The sequence below is a fragment of the Jiella soli genome, assembly GCF_020615385.1.
In the GTDB taxonomy this organism is placed as follows: domain Bacteria; phylum Pseudomonadota; class Alphaproteobacteria; order Rhizobiales; family Rhizobiaceae; genus VKMB-3413.
Map to the genome: position 1 here is coordinate 194,765 of NZ_JAJAVB010000024.1, position 14,836 is coordinate 209,600.

Annotated in this window: 12 protein-coding genes; 8 read left to right on the top strand and 4 right to left on the bottom strand. The window is 66.2% G+C overall.

Features of this window, described 5'->3' with window-relative positions:
• Nucleotides 1-1,224 carry a cation:proton antiporter gene (locus tag LH400_RS14410; protein ID WP_229153426.1) on the bottom strand — a complete coding sequence of 408 codons (1,224 nt, stop codon included), beginning with the start codon at nt 1,222-1,224 and terminating at the stop codon, nt 1-3.
• 275 nt (nt 1,225-1,499) lie between these two features.
• On the opposite strand from LH400_RS14410, the gene LH400_RS14415 reads away from it, so the two are divergent.
• Both LH400_RS14415 and LH400_RS14420 read left to right on the top strand, forming a co-directional pair.
• Nucleotides 1,500-1,871 (top strand): CidA/LrgA family protein, encoded by a 372-nt coding sequence (locus tag LH400_RS14415; RefSeq protein WP_229153427.1) that lies wholly within the window; start codon nt 1,500-1,502, stop codon nt 1,869-1,871.
• Complete coding sequence (locus tag LH400_RS14420; RefSeq protein ID WP_229153428.1) at nt 1,864-2,583, top strand: LrgB family protein; 720 nt, start codon at nt 1,864-1,866, stop codon at nt 2,581-2,583. Before LH400_RS14415 ends, LH400_RS14420 begins: the two co-directional genes overlap by 8 nt.
• 109 nt (nt 2,584-2,692) lie before the next feature.
• On the opposite strand, the gene LH400_RS14425 is transcribed toward LH400_RS14420, so the two are convergent.
• Nucleotides 2,693-3,142, bottom strand: coding sequence for a GatB/YqeY domain-containing protein (locus tag LH400_RS14425; protein ID WP_229153449.1), 450 nt, complete (start codon nt 3,140-3,142; stop codon nt 2,693-2,695).
• A gap of 335 nt (nt 3,143-3,477) precedes the next feature.
• On the opposite strand from LH400_RS14425, the gene carA reads away from it, so the two are divergent.
• The 4 genes from carA (at nt 3,478) to LH400_RS14445 (ending at nt 10,293) form a co-directional block, all read left to right on the top strand.
• Nucleotides 3,478-4,665 (top strand): glutamine-hydrolyzing carbamoyl-phosphate synthase small subunit, encoded by a 1,188-nt coding sequence (carA, locus tag LH400_RS14430; RefSeq protein WP_229153429.1) that lies wholly within the window; start codon nt 3,478-3,480, stop codon nt 4,663-4,665.
• 264 nt (nt 4,666-4,929) lie between these two features.
• Nucleotides 4,930-8,424, top strand: a complete 3,495-nt coding sequence (gene carB / locus LH400_RS14435) for a carbamoyl-phosphate synthase large subunit (RefSeq protein ID WP_229153430.1) — start codon at nt 4,930-4,932, stop codon at nt 8,422-8,424.
• A gap of 180 nt (nt 8,425-8,604) precedes the next feature.
• A complete protein-coding gene (gene greA, locus LH400_RS14440; RefSeq protein ID WP_229153431.1) occupies nt 8,605-9,078 on the top strand; it encodes a transcription elongation factor GreA in 474 nt (157 codons plus the stop codon).
• A 144-nt stretch (nt 9,079-9,222) separates the two neighbouring features.
• Entirely contained in the window at nt 9,223-10,293 is a 1,071-nt protein-coding gene (locus LH400_RS14445; protein WP_229153432.1) for a glycosyltransferase family 4 protein, read from the top strand.
• Nucleotides 10,294-10,308: 15 nt separating this feature from the next.
• Here the strand turns inward: LH400_RS14445 and LH400_RS14450 are convergent, their stop codons facing one another.
• Both LH400_RS14450 and LH400_RS14455 read right to left on the bottom strand, forming a co-directional pair.
• Nucleotides 10,309-11,118: a glycosyltransferase family 25 protein gene (locus LH400_RS14450; RefSeq protein ID WP_229153433.1), complete on the bottom strand. Its 810-nt coding sequence runs from the start codon at nt 11,116-11,118 to the stop codon at nt 10,309-10,311.
• A gap of 3 nt (nt 11,119-11,121) precedes the next feature.
• The gene (locus LH400_RS14455; RefSeq protein ID WP_229153434.1) at nt 11,122-12,519 is read right to left on the bottom strand and encodes a TrkH family potassium uptake protein; all 1,398 of its coding nucleotides are present in this window, start codon (nt 12,517-12,519) and stop codon (nt 11,122-11,124) included.
• A gap of 262 nt (nt 12,520-12,781) precedes the next feature.
• Here LH400_RS14455 and trxB point away from each other — a divergent pair, with 262 nt between their 5' ends.
• Both trxB and LH400_RS14465 read left to right on the top strand, forming a co-directional pair.
• Nucleotides 12,782-13,753, top strand: coding sequence for a thioredoxin-disulfide reductase (trxB, locus tag LH400_RS14460; protein WP_229153435.1), 972 nt, complete (start codon nt 12,782-12,784; stop codon nt 13,751-13,753).
• A gap of 65 nt (nt 13,754-13,818) precedes the next feature.
• Entirely contained in the window at nt 13,819-14,715 is an 897-nt protein-coding gene (locus tag LH400_RS14465; RefSeq protein ID WP_229153436.1) for a LysR family transcriptional regulator, read from the top strand.
• The last annotated feature ends 121 nt before the right edge of the window (nt 14,716-14,836 follow it).

The following is a 14,836-nucleotide window of genomic DNA, read 5'->3' on the forward strand; positions in this document are numbered from 1 at the left end:
CTAATTCCTCTTCTGCGCCTTGCCGGAACAGAACTTCGCGGCGGTGTCGGCGGTGACCCCGAAGAAGAAGATGGATGCGAGCACCGTCAAGCCGATGATGCTCATGAGATGCGACGCCGTGCCCTGCGGCAGATGCGGCACAGCAAGACTGGCATAGTAGAGCGAGGCGATGCCGCGGATCCCGAAGAAGCCGACGGCCTTGCGCGTGGAGGCGGTCTCGCCGGATCCGAGGAAGCCGAAAAAGGTTGCGAGCGGCCGCGCCACGACCAGCGCGATCGCGGCGAAGGCAATCTCGCGCCAGCCGATGCCCGCCAGGAGCCCTTGCCAGACCGACGCGCCGAGCACGGCCAGGATCATGACCATGAGCACCTTCTCGAACTCTTCGGACGCGTGGTTCAGCCGCCGGCTGTAGGCGTAGCTCGGCACGAAGTTGCGGATCGCGACGGCCTCGGCGAAGACGGCGATGAAACCGTTCGCTTCGACCAGTTCGGCGCAGCCATAGGCGAGGAAGGCGAGCCCGACCGCAGCGATACCGCTCCCTGAACTGCGCAGCTTGAACGGCTCGCGGACCTGGTCGTTCAGGATCACCAGCGCGCTGGCGACGGCCGCCCCTACCGCCGCCCCGCCGACGACGTTCCAGGCAAGGCTCCCGATCGCCCAGCGCTCCCAGCCGCTTTCGCCGAGCGGCCCTGAGGCGAGGCTGATGCCGAGAACGACGAAGGGATAGGCAAGGCCGTCGTTGAGCCCCGCTTCCGAGGTCAGCGCGAAACGCGTTTCGTCCTCGTCGCCCGTCCCGGGCTCGCCGGTCTGGACATTGGCCGCCAGCACCGGATCGGTGGGCGCGAGCGCGCTTGCAAGGAAGATCGCGAGCCCAAGTGAAAGGCCCAGCAGCCACATGGCCGAAAGGGCGATCGCCGCGATGGTCAGCGGCATGACAAGGAGAAGCAGGCGCCAGGTGCTCGTCCAGCCGCGCAGCGAGAACCGCCGGTCGATCTTGAGGCCGGCCCCGATGACCGCGACGATCAGGGCGAACTGGGTCACCGCCTCGACCAGCCCGCTGTAGCGGATGAGCGGGTGCTCGCTGCCGCCGACGGACGGCAGCGCGGCTCCCGCGACGACGGCGATCATCGGAAGGGAGAGCGGAATGCCGCGCAGGAAAAGCGGCACCCAGACGGCCAGGATGACGAGAATGCCGCCGACCATCATCGTTACGGCAGGTGTCATCGACGTATCGGGGTTCGTCCTGGGCTGCACATGCAGCGGCAATCTTGGCCGGGACGACGAGGCGACAATGAACGGCGGGCCGCAATCCGCGTAGACAGCTATGCGCCCCGCCATTGCGGCATGCCGCCCGTGGGCCGGGTCCCGGTCGCCGAACCAGCCGATGCGACGGGGCCGCCGGACCCGTCGCCGGAAGGTAGCGGCGAAGCTCTGCAGCCCGATATACCATCCTCCGACATCCGCCCATCGATCAGACAGCCATCCGCTGCGAGCCGCCCATGCTGCAAGCCCTCACCGCCATCTTCCTCTGCCAGCTCGCCGGCGAGTTCCTCACCGTCGGGACCGGCCTGCCACTGCCCGGCCCCGTCATCGGCATGGTGCTCCTGTTCCTGATTCTCGTCCTGCGGGGCGGGGTGCCGGACAATATCGGGCGCGTGGGCGACACGCTGCTCGGCCATCTGTCGCTGCTGTTCGTGCCGGCCGGCGCCGGCATCATGCAGCATGTGGCGCGGCTCGAAGACGAGGCGGTCTCGATCTCGGCGACGCTCGTCGTCTCCACCCTCGTGACCATCGCGGTGACCGCCCTCGTCATGAACCGGTTCGGCCCCACGCGACGGCCGGGCGCGGGCGCGGAGCCCGGCCATGACTGAAACGCTGGCCGACATCTGGGTCTATCTCGCCGCGAGCCCGCTCCTGTCGCTGACGATGACGCTGGTGCTGTTCCAGGCCGCGCAATGGCTTTATCGCAAGGCCGGCGGGCTCGCCCTCCTCAATCCTGTTCTCGTCACGGTCGTTGCGATCGTCGCCGTCCTGTTTTCCACCGGGACGAGCTACCAGACCTATTTCGAGGGCGCGCAGTTCATCCACTTCCTGCTCGGCCCGGCGACGGTCTCGCTGGCGATCCCGCTCTACCGGCAGTTCGAGAAGGTGCGCCGGAGCGCCCTCGCCCTCGCCGCAAGCCTCCTCCTCGGCTCGCTGACGGCGATTGCCAGCGCGCTCTCGCTCGGTCTCGTCATGCAGGTGGATGCGGTGAGCCTCGTCTCGCTGGCGCCGAAATCGGTCACCGCGCCGGTGGCAATGGGCATATCGCAGAAGCTCGGCGGCCTGCCCTCGCTAACCGCCGTCTTCGTCATCGTCACGGGGATACTCGGCGGCGCGCTCGGCCCGCTCCTGCTCGACCGCCTCAAGATCGGCGATCCTGCCGCGCGCGGCTTCGCGCTCGGCACGGCCTCGCACGGGATCGGCACGGCAAGGGCGCTTCAGGAAAGCGAAATAGCCGGTGCGTTCTCGGGCCTCGCGATGGGCCTCAACGCGCTGGCGACGGCGATCATCCTGCCGCTGGTGTGGATGCTGCTGACGTAATCGGCCCGGTTGAGTCGGCTCGGCCTTGCGGCGCAGTATCGACTCCGGTCGACCCGCGCCTCCGTTTGTCAAGCCCGCCGGCGTCAGATCCCGGCGGCTCGTGCGCTGCTCAGCGCAACAGGCCCTTCACCACGGTGGACGCCTTGCCGAAATCCATCTGGCCGGAATAGCGCTCCTTGAGCTTGTTCATGCAGCGGCCGACATCGCGCAGGCTTTTCGACTCGGTGTCCTCGACCGCCTGCCGGCAGGCGCGTTCCACCTCGCCGGTGTCGAGCTGTGCGGGAAGGAATTCGCGGATGACGCCGATTTCCTCGCGCTCCTGTTCGGCAAGCTCCAGCCGGCCGCTCTCTTCGTATTCATGCGCGGATTCGATCCGCTGCTTGATCATCTTGATCAGGATCTGCTGAACTTCGTCCTCGCCCACGGGGTCGCGCCCGGCGGCGCGGTTGGCGACGTCGCGATCCTTGATCGCGGCATTGATCAGCCGCAGCGTGCTGATCCGGTGTTTGTCCTGGTTCTTGACGGCTGCGTTCAGAGCGTCGGCGATCTGCTCGCGCATGACTGTTCGACTTTCGAGTTCGGTCACAAGGCCCGCACGGCGCCGTGGCGTCCGTTCGACCGTAATCCATACCTGTTCTGGCCGGCCGTAAAGCCGAATCGAACACGGGCGGGTCTGTTCGATGCTGAGTGCTGTAAATCTGTCGCCGGTTTGCATCGCATGCCATCGGCGAAACGGCGTTCATACGGTCTTGCGATGCGGCGCGCGGCGGATGTAGAGACTTCCGCACCGATCCGCAAGCGCCCCTTGTCGAACCCCCGCCGCGTCCTGATATCGCATGCGGGAGGACCGGCGCGCGGATCCGAACCATGTGAAGTGACGGAAAGGTCGAGACCATGAGCGAAGGCTGGACGAAACGGCAGGTCACGGCATTGCTCGTCCTTGCGGACGGAACCGTGATCGAGGGGTCGGGTCTCGGCGCGACGGGCGCCATCGAGGGCGAGGTGTGCTTCAACACGGCGCTGACCGGCTACCAGGAAATCCTGACCGATCCATCCTACTCCAAGCAGATCGTGACCTTCACCTTCCCGCATATCGGCAATGTCGGCGCCAATGAGGAAGACCAGGAAAGCCTTGGCCAGGGCCCGGGCGCCGGTGCGGTCGGCGCGATCTTCCGCGCGGACGTCACGGCGCCGTCGAACTACCGCTCGGCCGGCCATCTCGACGCTTGGCTGAAGGCGCGCGGCATCGTCGCGCTCTCCGGCATCGACACGCGCGCGCTGACCGCGCTGATCCGCGAGAACGGCATGCCGAATGCCGTCATCGCCCACGATCCCGACGGAAATTTCGACGTCGAGGCGCTCAAGGCCCGGGCCGCCGCCTGGAGCGGCCTTGTCGGCCTCGACCTCGCCAAGGACGCCGGCAGCCGCGAGGCGGCCGCCTGGGACGAGATGCCCTGGGTCTGGGATGCCGGCTACGCCAGGCAGGGCGAGCCGCGCACGCACATCGTGGCGATCGACTACGGCACCAAGCGCAACATCCTCAGGCTGATGGCCGGGCTCGGCGCCAAGGTGACCGTCGTGCCGCCGACAGCGAGCGCCGAGGAGATCCTGGCGCTTCAGCCGGACGGCGTGTTCCTCTCAAACGGCCCGGGCGACCCGGCCGCGACCGGGGAATATGCGGTCCCGGTGATCCGCAAGCTGATCGAGGCCGACGTGCCGCTCTTCGGCATCTGCCTCGGCCACCAGATGCTGGCGCTGGCGCTGGGCGGCAAGACGGAGAAGATGCATCAGGGCCATCACGGCGCCAACCATCCGGTGAAGGACTTCACCACCGGCAAGGTCGAGATCGTCTCGATGAACCACGGCTTCGCGGTCGCCGCCGACTCGCTGCCCGACGGCGTCGAGGAGACCCACCGCTCGCTGTTCGACGGCTCCAATTGCGGCCTGAGGCTCGGCGACCGGCCGGTCTTCTCGGTCCAGCACCACCCGGAAGCCTCGCCCGGCCCGCAGGACTCACACTATCTCTTCCAGCGCTTCTTCGACACGATCGAGAGGCACAAGGCGGGCAAGCAGGCGGCGTAAGCAGGAAGCCAAGCTTTGGCGCGGCGGGACTGACAATGTCGCCCGCGGATTAGGCACTCGGAAGCCTCTGAGAAGCGCCACAGCCCGGCGCCGGCAGATGGCCCGGCGGCGCATGACGCGTGGTCGATAATCGCGACGCGCCCCCTTTCGTCATCCGCCGCGCTTCCCTATAAGCCGGCCTCAGCCTCGATCGACCCGCTCGCCATCTGCCGCCCCTCCGGGCGGCGGAGTTTCGGCGCGCGCAAAAAATGGACGGATACCGTCATGCCCAAACGCACCGACATCAAGACCATCCTCATCATCGGTGCGGGACCGATCATCATCGGCCAGGCCTGCGAGTTCGACTATTCCGGCACCCAGGCCTGCAAGGCGCTGAAGGAAGAGGGCTACCGGATCGTCCTCGTGAACTCCAACCCGGCGACGATCATGACTGATCCCGATCTCGCCCATGCCACCTATGTCGAGCCGATCACGCCGGAAGTGGTCGCCAAGATCATCGCCAAGGAGCGGCCGGACGCGATCCTGCCGACCATGGGCGGCCAGACGGCGCTCAACACCGCCCTCTCCCTGCGCCGCATGGGCGTCCTCGAGCGCTACGGCGTCGAGATGATCGGCGCCGATGCGGACGCGATCGACAAGGCCGAGGACCGTTCGCTGTTCCGCGAGGCGATGGCGAAGATCGGGCTGGAGACGCCACGCTCCGTGCTCGCCAACGCGAGCGACGCCAAATCCGCCGACCGGGCCGCGCACGAGGAAAAGCGTGCCGCCATTAAGCAGCAGTATTCGGACGAAGACGCCCGCGATGCGGCGCTCGCCGCGCTGGAGCACGAGTGGCAGCTCGGCGAGGCCGACCGCAAGCAGCGCTATATGGGCCGGGCGCTCGCCGCCGCGACCGAGGCGCTGGAGACGGTCGGTCTGCCGGCGATCATCCGGCCGTCCTTCACGCTTGGCGGAACGGGGGGCGGCATCGCCTACAACCGCTCCGAATTCTTCGAGATCGTCGAGATCGGGCTCGATGCCTCGCCGACCACCGAGGTGCTGATCGAGGAATCCGTACTCGGCTGGAAGGAGTTCGAGATGGAGGTCGTCCGCGACAAGGCGGACAATTGCATCATCGTGTGCTCCATCGAGAACATCGATCCGATGGGCGTCCACACCGGCGATTCGATCACCGTCGCCCCGGCGCTGACGCTGACCGACAAAGAATATCAGATCATGCGCAACGCCTCGATCGCGGTGTTGCGCGAGATCGGGGTCGAGACTGGCGGATCGAACGTCCAGTTCGCGGTGAACCCGGAGAACGGCCGGCTGGTCGTCATCGAGATGAACCCGCGCGTCTCGCGCTCGTCCGCGCTCGCCTCGAAGGCGACGGGCTTTCCGATCGCCAAGGTCGCGGCCAAGCTCGCCGTCGGCTACACGCTCGACGAGATCCAGAACGACATCACCGGCGGGGCGACGCCGGCCTCCTTCGAGCCCTCGATCGACTATGTCGTCACCAAGATCCCGCGCTTCGCCTTCGAGAAGTTCCCGGGCGCCGAGCCGATCCTGACGACGGCGATGAAGTCGGTCGGCGAGGTCATGGCGATCGGCCGGACCTTTGCCGAATCCCTGCAGAAAGCGCTGCGGGGTCTCGAAACCGGCCTTACCGGCCTCGACGAGATCGAGATCCCCGGCCTCGGCCAGGACGACGACAAGAATGCGCTCAGGGCGGCGATCGGCACGCCGACGCCGGACCGGCTGCGCATGGTCGCGCAGGCGCTGCGCCTCGGCATGAGCCCCGAGGACGCGCATGCCGGCTGCAAGATCGACCCCTGGTTCATCGCCCAGCTTAAAGCGATCGTCGACACCGAAAAGCGCATCGTCGAGCACGGCCTGCCCGAGGATGCGGAGAATCTGCGGCTTCTGAAGTCCATGGGCTTTTCCGACGCGCGCCTCGCCTCCCTCACCCGCAAGCGGCCGAAGGAAGTCGCCGAACTGCGCAACCGGCTCGGCGTCAGGCCCGTCTTCAAGCGGATCGACACCTGCGCGGCCGAGTTCGCCTCGCCGACCCCCTACATGTACTCGACCTATGAGCGGCCGTTCGCCGGAAGCCTTCGTTCGGAAGCCGCAGTGACGGACGCGAAAAAGGTCGTCATCCTCGGCGGCGGCCCGAACCGGATCGGCCAGGGCATCGAATTCGACTATTGCTGCTGCCATGCCGCCTTCGCGCTAAAGGATGCCGGCTTCGAAGCGATCATGATCAACTGCAATCCGGAAACTGTGTCGACCGACTACGACACTTCGGACCGGCTCTATTTCGAACCGCTGACGGCCGAAGACGTGATCGAGATCATGAAGGCCGAACAGGAGCGCGGCGAACTCGTCGGCGTCATCGTCCAGTATGGCGGCCAGACGCCGCTGAAGCTCGCCGAGGCGCTGGAGAAGAACGGCATTCCAATCCTCGGCACCGCACCGGACGCGATCGACCTCGCCGAGGACCGCGACCGGTTCCAGAAGCTCCTGGTGAAGCTCGACCTGAAGCAGCCGAACAACGGCATCGCCTATTCGGTCGAGCAGGCGCGGCTCGTCGCGGGCGAGATCGGCTTCCCGCTGGTGGTGCGCCCGTCCTACGTCCTCGGCGGGCGGGCCATGCAGATCATCCACACCGAGACGATGCTGCAGAGCTATCTGCTCGACACCGTCCCCGGTCTCGTTCCGGAGGACATCAAGCAGCGCTATCCGAGCGACAAGACCGGCCAGATCAACACGCTTCTGTCCAAGAACCCGCTCCTCTTCGACAGCTATCTGACCGACGCGATCGAGGTCGATGTCGACTGCCTGTCGGACGGTCATACGAGCTTCGTCGCCGGGATCATGGAGCATATCGAGGAGGCCGGCATCCATTCCGGCGATTCGGCCTGCTCCCTGCCCGTCCATTCGCTGAGCAAGGAAACCACCGACGAACTCGCCCGGCAGACCGAGGCGCTCGCCCGCTCGCTCAATGTCGGCGGGCTGATGAACGTCCAGTACGCCATCAAGGACGGCGACATCTACGTCCTCGAGGTCAATCCTCGCGCATCGCGGACCGTCCCCTTCGTCGCCAAGACGATCGGCCGGCCGATTGCCAAGGTCGCCGCCCGAATCATGGCCGGCGAGACGCTTGATGCGGCCTTCGACGCCTATGGCGGCAGGCCCGACACGCACAACATCCGCCATATCGCGGTCAAGGAAGCCGTCTTCCCCTTCGCGCGCTTCCCCGGCGTCGACACGCTGCTTGGACCGGAGATGCGCTCGACCGGCGAGGTCATGGGGCTTGACTACGACTATGCGATCGCCTTTGCGAAGGCCCAGCTCGGGGCCGGCGTCGAACTGCCGCGGGAGGGCACGGTCTTCGTCTCTGTCCGCGACAAGGACAAGGAGCGCGCGCTTGGCCCGGTGCGCCGCCTGTTCGAACTGGGCTTTTCGGTGATGGCGACCGGCGGAACCCAGCGCTTCCTGGTGTCGAACGGCATTGAGGCGACGAAGATCAACAAGGTGCTCGAAGGCCGCCCTCACATCGAGGACGCGATTCGCAATCGCCAGATCCAGCTCGTCCTCAACACCACAGAGGGCGCCAAGGCGCTGTCCGACTCGCGTTCGCTGCGCCGCGCCGCGCTGATCCACAAGGTGCCGTATTATACGACCCTTGCCGGGATGATCGCGGCCGCCGAGGCGATTGCGGCGCTTCGGACGGGTAATCTTGAAGTTCGGCCGTTGCAGTCGTATTTTGTCGCAGCCTGAGAAATAATGGGTGCCGAGCGGACTGGCACCCGAGGCGGATTCACAGTCCGGATTGTCGTGCTGGTTCCGAACGGCCGCGCTGTTTGGGACTGGTGCTGTATTGCGTTGCGGCCATAGGGCGGCCGGCGTGCCAACGAAAGGACAACCCGGGCCAAGCCCGGGTTTGGAAAGGTGGAGGCCATGGAAAAGGTCCCGATGACGAGCCGCGGGTTCGAAGCGCTGCGTGAGGAGCTTCGTCGGCGCCAGCAGGAAGAGCGCCCGCGGATCATTGCGGCGATCTCCGAGGCGCGCGCCCATGGCGACCTGTCGGAGAACGCCGAGTACCATGCCGCCAAGGAGTCGCAGAGCCTCAACGAGGGCCGCATCTCCGAACTCGAGGACCTGACCGCCCGCGCCGAGGTGATCGACGTCACCAAGCTGTCCGGCGATAAGGTCAAGTTCGGTGCGACGGTGAAGCTCGTCGACGAGGACACCGAGGAGGAGAAGGTCTACCAGATCGTCGGCGATCAGGAGGCTGACGTGAAGCAGGGCAAGATTTCGATCTCCTCGCCTATCGCCCGTGCCCTTATCGGCAAGGGCGAAGGCGACACGGTCGAGGTCGCCGCGCCGGGCGGCGCCCGCTCCTACGAGGTGATCGAGGTTCGCTGGGCCTGATCGTCGTCCCTTGGCCAGTACGCCGGGCAGTCGCCCCGGCGCTGGCCGTCCCCTCCCCGCTTCGGCTCGAGGCGCCCGGCTCTTGCTGTCTTCTCCGGCCGTACTGACGCCTTCAAGCGCAAGCGCACCGACGAAGGGCGCCAGATGGACATCCGTGACGTCGAGGTGATCGCGCCGAACTTCAAGCGTCGGCTGTCTGGCGTGACCTCGACCGTCGTCCAACTGCTGCCGCTCCAGGCGCGGTCGATCGGCATAGTGTCGATCGGGCCTGACGTTTTGCCGCCCTCCGTCCCCCGGCTTCCGCTATTCGCCCTGGCGAAGTTGTGGACCCGTCCGCGTAGGCGGCGGGTGCGAATCTGGCACGCGCGGCGCAATATCGAAATGCTTGCGGGCATCGTGCTGCGCGATCTCCTGCGAATGCCGCTGCGCCTCGTCTTCACCTCGGCTGCGCAGCGCCATCACACCGCCTGGACCAAGATCCTGATCCGCCGCATGGACGCGGTGATCGCCACGAGTTCGAAGAGCGCCGCCTTTCTGACGGTTCCGCACCGGGTGATCATGCATGGCGTCGACACCCGGACGTTCTCGCCGGAGGGGCCGCTGCCCGCGGGACCGGTCGCCGAGGCCCTTGCCGGACGAAAGCTGGTGGGCTGCTCGGGCCGGATCCGGCCGCAAAAGGGCACCGACCTCTTCGTCGATGCCATGATCGCCCTCCTCCCTCGCTTCCCCGACTGGACCGCTGTGATCACCGGCCGCACCACCGCCGAGCATGCCGGCTTCGAAACCGACCTCCGCCGGAAGATCGCCGCAGCGGGACTTTCGAAGCGCATCGTCTTCACCGGCGAAGTCTCCGACATCGCCGCCTGGTTCCGACGCTTCGACCTCTATGTCGCGCCGCCGCGCAACGAGGGCTTCGGGCTGACGCCGCTGGAAGCGATGGCGAGCGGCGTGCCGGTCGTCGCAAGCGACGCCGGAGCCTTTGCCGACCTGATCGTCGACGGGGTAACGGGCCGCGTCGTCCCGGTGGGCGATGCATCCGCTCTTGCCGACGCCGCCGCTCCCTATCTCGCCGATCCCGACCGCCTTGCATGCGCCGCGGCGGAAGCCCTGCGGCATGTGCGTGCGCATTTCCCGCTGGAGCGCGAGGCCGAAGCGATTGCCGCCCTCTACGAGGAGATCTGGGCCGAGGCCGTCCGCCCCCATTCCACCCGGTAGTCGTTCCCGCCGCACTCAAGGCCGGCGGCGGAACTCCCCGAAATCGATCCGCGGCCTGCGGAAGACGGTCGGGCCGAGCCGGCCGGCCTGGTGGCCGAGAAGGTCGACCTGCGTCGCGATGCGCCGGGCGAAATAGCGCAGATTCTCCGGACGGACCTTCAGCCCCTCGCGTGGCTGGTGGATCTGCGTCGTGGTTCGTATGCCCGGGTCGATCCCGTGCGCGGCCAGGATATGCGCCTGGATGGCCATTGCCGGCTCGACCTGTGCGATCTTCAGCCGCCGGCTCTTGAACAGGAAGGCGTCCGCCGGGGCCGCCTGCGCCGCGTCGGCGATGAGCCGCGCGGCGCCCCGCGGGCTGATGAAGTAGGCGCCGGCGCCGGCCTTGTCGCGAAGAACGGGCGTCAGCGTGAAGGCATCGGTCGCCGTGCCGCCGGCCCTGCGGAGGAACTTCCGCCGATCGAAATATTCGAGATTGACGAGATCCCAGTCTTTCGGCGGCTCCTGGAGGAGGCTTGCGATCCGCGGCGACAGGACGACGTCGTCCTCGAGCACGACGAGGCCGCCTGGGGTCGCGGCGGCACGCTCCCACAACGCCTTGTGCGAGAGGAACACGGCAATCTCGATGCGGGTCAGCGGGCGCTCCCACTGCGTCGACAGGGCCGCAAACACATCGTCCGGCACCTCGGAGGCGGACACTGCCGCAAAGCGCTGGAGGGCGAGGTCCAGCCTTTGCGCCTGTTCCTCCATGAAGGTCCGACGCGCGACCGCCCCGTCGAGATTTATGTAGACGCAGGAAGCCGCCGTCGCGGCGGCAGGCGGCGCCATGGCCTAGTCGACCCAGACCGATGGGAAGAACAGGATCAGGACGGTGACCAATTCCAGCCGGCCGAGCAGCATGGTGATCGACAGCGTCCACAGCGCCGAATCGGGCAGCGAGGCGAAATTGCCGGCCGGACCGATGATCTGGCCGAAGCCGGGGCCGACATTCGAAATCGCGGTCAGAGTGCCGGAAAAGGCGGTGATCAGGTCGAGCCCGAACATCGTCAGCAGGACGGTGGCGACGAGAAGCGTTCCGAAGAACAGGAAGAAGAAGATGGTGACGGTCTGCACCGTCTGGGAGGAGATATCGTCATTGCCGTATTTCAGGCGGACCACCGAATGCGGCCGCACCAGTTTCCGGAAGCTCGCGCGCACGACGAGGTAGAGGATGACCAGCCGGTTCGCCTTGATGCCGCCGGCAGTCGATCCGGCGCAGCCGCCGATGAAGGAGGCGAGGAAGAAGATGCCGACGGCGGCGTTCGACCAGAGCGTATAATCCTCCGACGCATAGCCTGTGGTGGTGATCACCGAGACGAGGTTGAAGGTCGACGAGATCAGCGCCTCGCCGAACGGCGTGTCGTTGATGATCCGCCGCGTCACCGCGATCGCGAAGGACAGCACCGCGCAGATGACCAGGAAGACGATGATCTGCGGATCCCGCCAGAGCTGGAAGCGCCTCGGCAGAAAGGCGCGGATGTAGATAACGAAGGGAAGCGCCGCGAGCGCCATGAAGACGGTGGAGGCGACGAGCACCTTGTTGGAGTCGAAATAGCCCATGGACGCGTCATGCGTGGAATAGCCGCCGGTCGCCAGCGTCGTCATGGCGTGATTGACGGCGTCGAAGAGCGACATGCCGAGCCCGGCATAGGTGATCGCGCAGGACAAGGTCAGCACGATGTAGGCGGTGATCAGGCCGCCGACGAGCTGGTTGACCCGGGGCAGCACCTTGTCGGACTTGTCCGAGCTTTCCATGTGAAAGAGGGCGAGGCCGCCGGCCTGGAGCGAGGGCAGGATCAACAGCACCATGCCGATGATCCCGATGCCGCCGAGCCACTGCAACAGCGAGCGCCACATCAGGATGCCGCGCGGCAGCGCGTCGAGCCCCGAGATCACGGTCGAGCCGGTCGTGGTGAGGCCCGACATCGCCTCGAAGAAGGCGCCGGCATAGGTGACGTTCACAGAGGAAAGATAGATCGGCAGCGCTCCGACCGCCGTGGCGAAGAGCCAGACCGTCGTCACGAGCAGGAATCCCAGCCGCGGACTGAACTTCGGCCGCTCGCCGCGGGTGGCGACGGCGATCAGCGCGCTGACCATCCCGGTCAGGAAACTCGTGCCGACGAAGATCTGCCAGTCGTTGCTCCGATCGGCGAGATCGATCAGCGCCGGGATCATCATGGCAGCCGCCAACGCGAGCCCGAAATTGGATGTGACGTGGGCGATCGTCCTGAAAATCGGCCGGCTCCCGAATGTGGAACGGGCGGTTTCGTGACGAACCGCGCAAGTGCCAGTCTCTACCGCCTCAAACCCGGCGCCGCAATCGCGTCACAATGGCCGGAAGGCCCGGTTTGCAGGTCCTTGCCGCCGTGTTGCAGCACGGCACCCCGTCGTCTATTGAACGATCCTGGCCTTGACGCCATCTGCCAAACGCGCACCCGAGCGAGGCAACACCATGACCGAACGTTACGCCGATGTCCTGATTCTGGGATCGGGACCCGCAGGCTACACCGCCGCGATCTATGCAGCGCGCGCGATGATGAAGCCGTTGATCGTGGCGGGTCTGCAGGAGGGCGGCCAGCTGACGATCACCACCGATGTCGAGAACTATCCCGGCTTTCCCGATCCGATCCAGGGCCCCTGGCTCATGGAACAGATGAAGGCGCAGGCGGAAAATGTCGGCGCGGAGGTCGCGAACGACATCGTGGTGTCGGCCGATCTCAGCGTCCGCCCGTTCCGCCTCACCGGCGATTCCGGTACCGTCTACACCTGCGACGCGCTCATCGTGGCGACCGGAGCGCAGGCCAAATGGCTCGGCCTGCCGAGCGAAGAGACCTTCCAGGGATTCGGCGTGTCGGCCTGCGCGACATGCGACGGCTTCTTCTACCGCGGCAAGGATGTCGTCGTGGTCGGCGGCGGCAACACCGCAGTCGAGGAAGCGCTCTACCTGTCGCATATCGCGCGTTCCGTAACGCTCGTGCATCGCCGCAACGAGCTGAAGGCCGAGCGCATCCTGCAGAACCGCTTGTTCGCCGCCCAAAATGTCGAGATCGTCTGGGACAGCGCGATCGAGAAAATCGTCGGCCAGGAGAAGCCGATGAAGTCGGTCGACGGGGTCAGGCTGAAGAACTTGAAGACCGGCGAGATCAGCGAGCGCAAGATCGACGGTGTCTTCGTCGCCATCGGCCATGCGCCGGCGGTAGAGCTCTTCGTCGGGCAGTTGAAGCAGAAGCCGTCCGGCTATCTCTGGGTCGAGCCCGGCACGACGAGGACCTCGGTCCCCGGCGTCTTCGCTGCCGGCGACGTCGCCGACGATGTCTACCGCCAGGCGGTGACGGCGGCGGGACTCGGCTGCATGGCCGCGCTCGACGCCGAGAAATGGCTGGCGTCGCGGGCGCTCGAAACCCAACGGCAGGCAGCCGAGTGAGGCAAAGGCGCCGGCGCGCGCCGTGATCGGCCGCGCTTCGGGCCGGATGGGGGGAACAGCTCGCAATGGCGCTCGATTGGGACAAGCTGCGCATCTTTCATGCCGCTGCCGAAGCCGGCTCGTTCACGCACGCGGCCGATGCTCTCAATCTCAGCCAGTCGGCGATCAGCCGCCAGGTCGCGGCGCTCGAACACGAGATCGGCGTGCCGCTGTTCCATCGTCACGCCCGCGGTTTGGTGTTGTCGGAACAGGGCGAGCTCCTGTTCCAGACCGCCAACGACGTCCTGACGCGTCTTGAGTCCGTTCGCGTCCAACTGACGGAGACCAAGGAAAAGCCGACCGGCAAGCTCCGCGTGACGACTACGGTCGGGCTCGGGTCCGGCTGGCTGACGGAGCGTTCGAAGGAGTTCCTGGAGCTCTATCCGGATCTCGAACTGCAGCTGGTCTTCGACAATGAGGAGATCGACCTCACCATGCGCAAGGCGGATGCCGCGATCCGCCTGCGACAGCCGCAGCAGCCGGACCTCATCCAGCGGCGGCTGTTCACCGTGCATCTCCACGTCTATGCCGCGCCGTCCTATCTCGCCCGCTTCGGCACGCCGGAGACGATCGAAGATCTCGACCGCCACCGGATCATCACCTTCGGCGAGCCGGCTCCGAACTATCTGCGCAATCTGAACACGCTGGAGACCGTGGGCCTGCCGGAAGGCAAGTCCCGCAGCGCTATCCTACAGATCAACAATCTGATGGCGATCCGATCGGCGATCGAGAGCGGCATCGGCCTTGCGCTTCTGCCCGACTACATGATCGACAAGCGTGCCAAGCTCGTACAGGTGCTGCCGGAGATGGAAATGCCCACCTTCGACACCTATCTCTGCTACCCCGAGCAGATGCGCAGCGCGGCCAAGCTGAAGGTCTTCCGTGACTTCTTGATCTCCAAGGCGCGTACCTGGGCCTTCTGACGGCCGGTCCCAGCACGTTCCCTTCCGCTTGCCGGATCTGCCGCGTCGAGCTTAGAGCATCGGGCAGGAAGTATGAATCGAAGGATTTCCTTTTGATGTGAATGCTGATTCCCTATGGCCG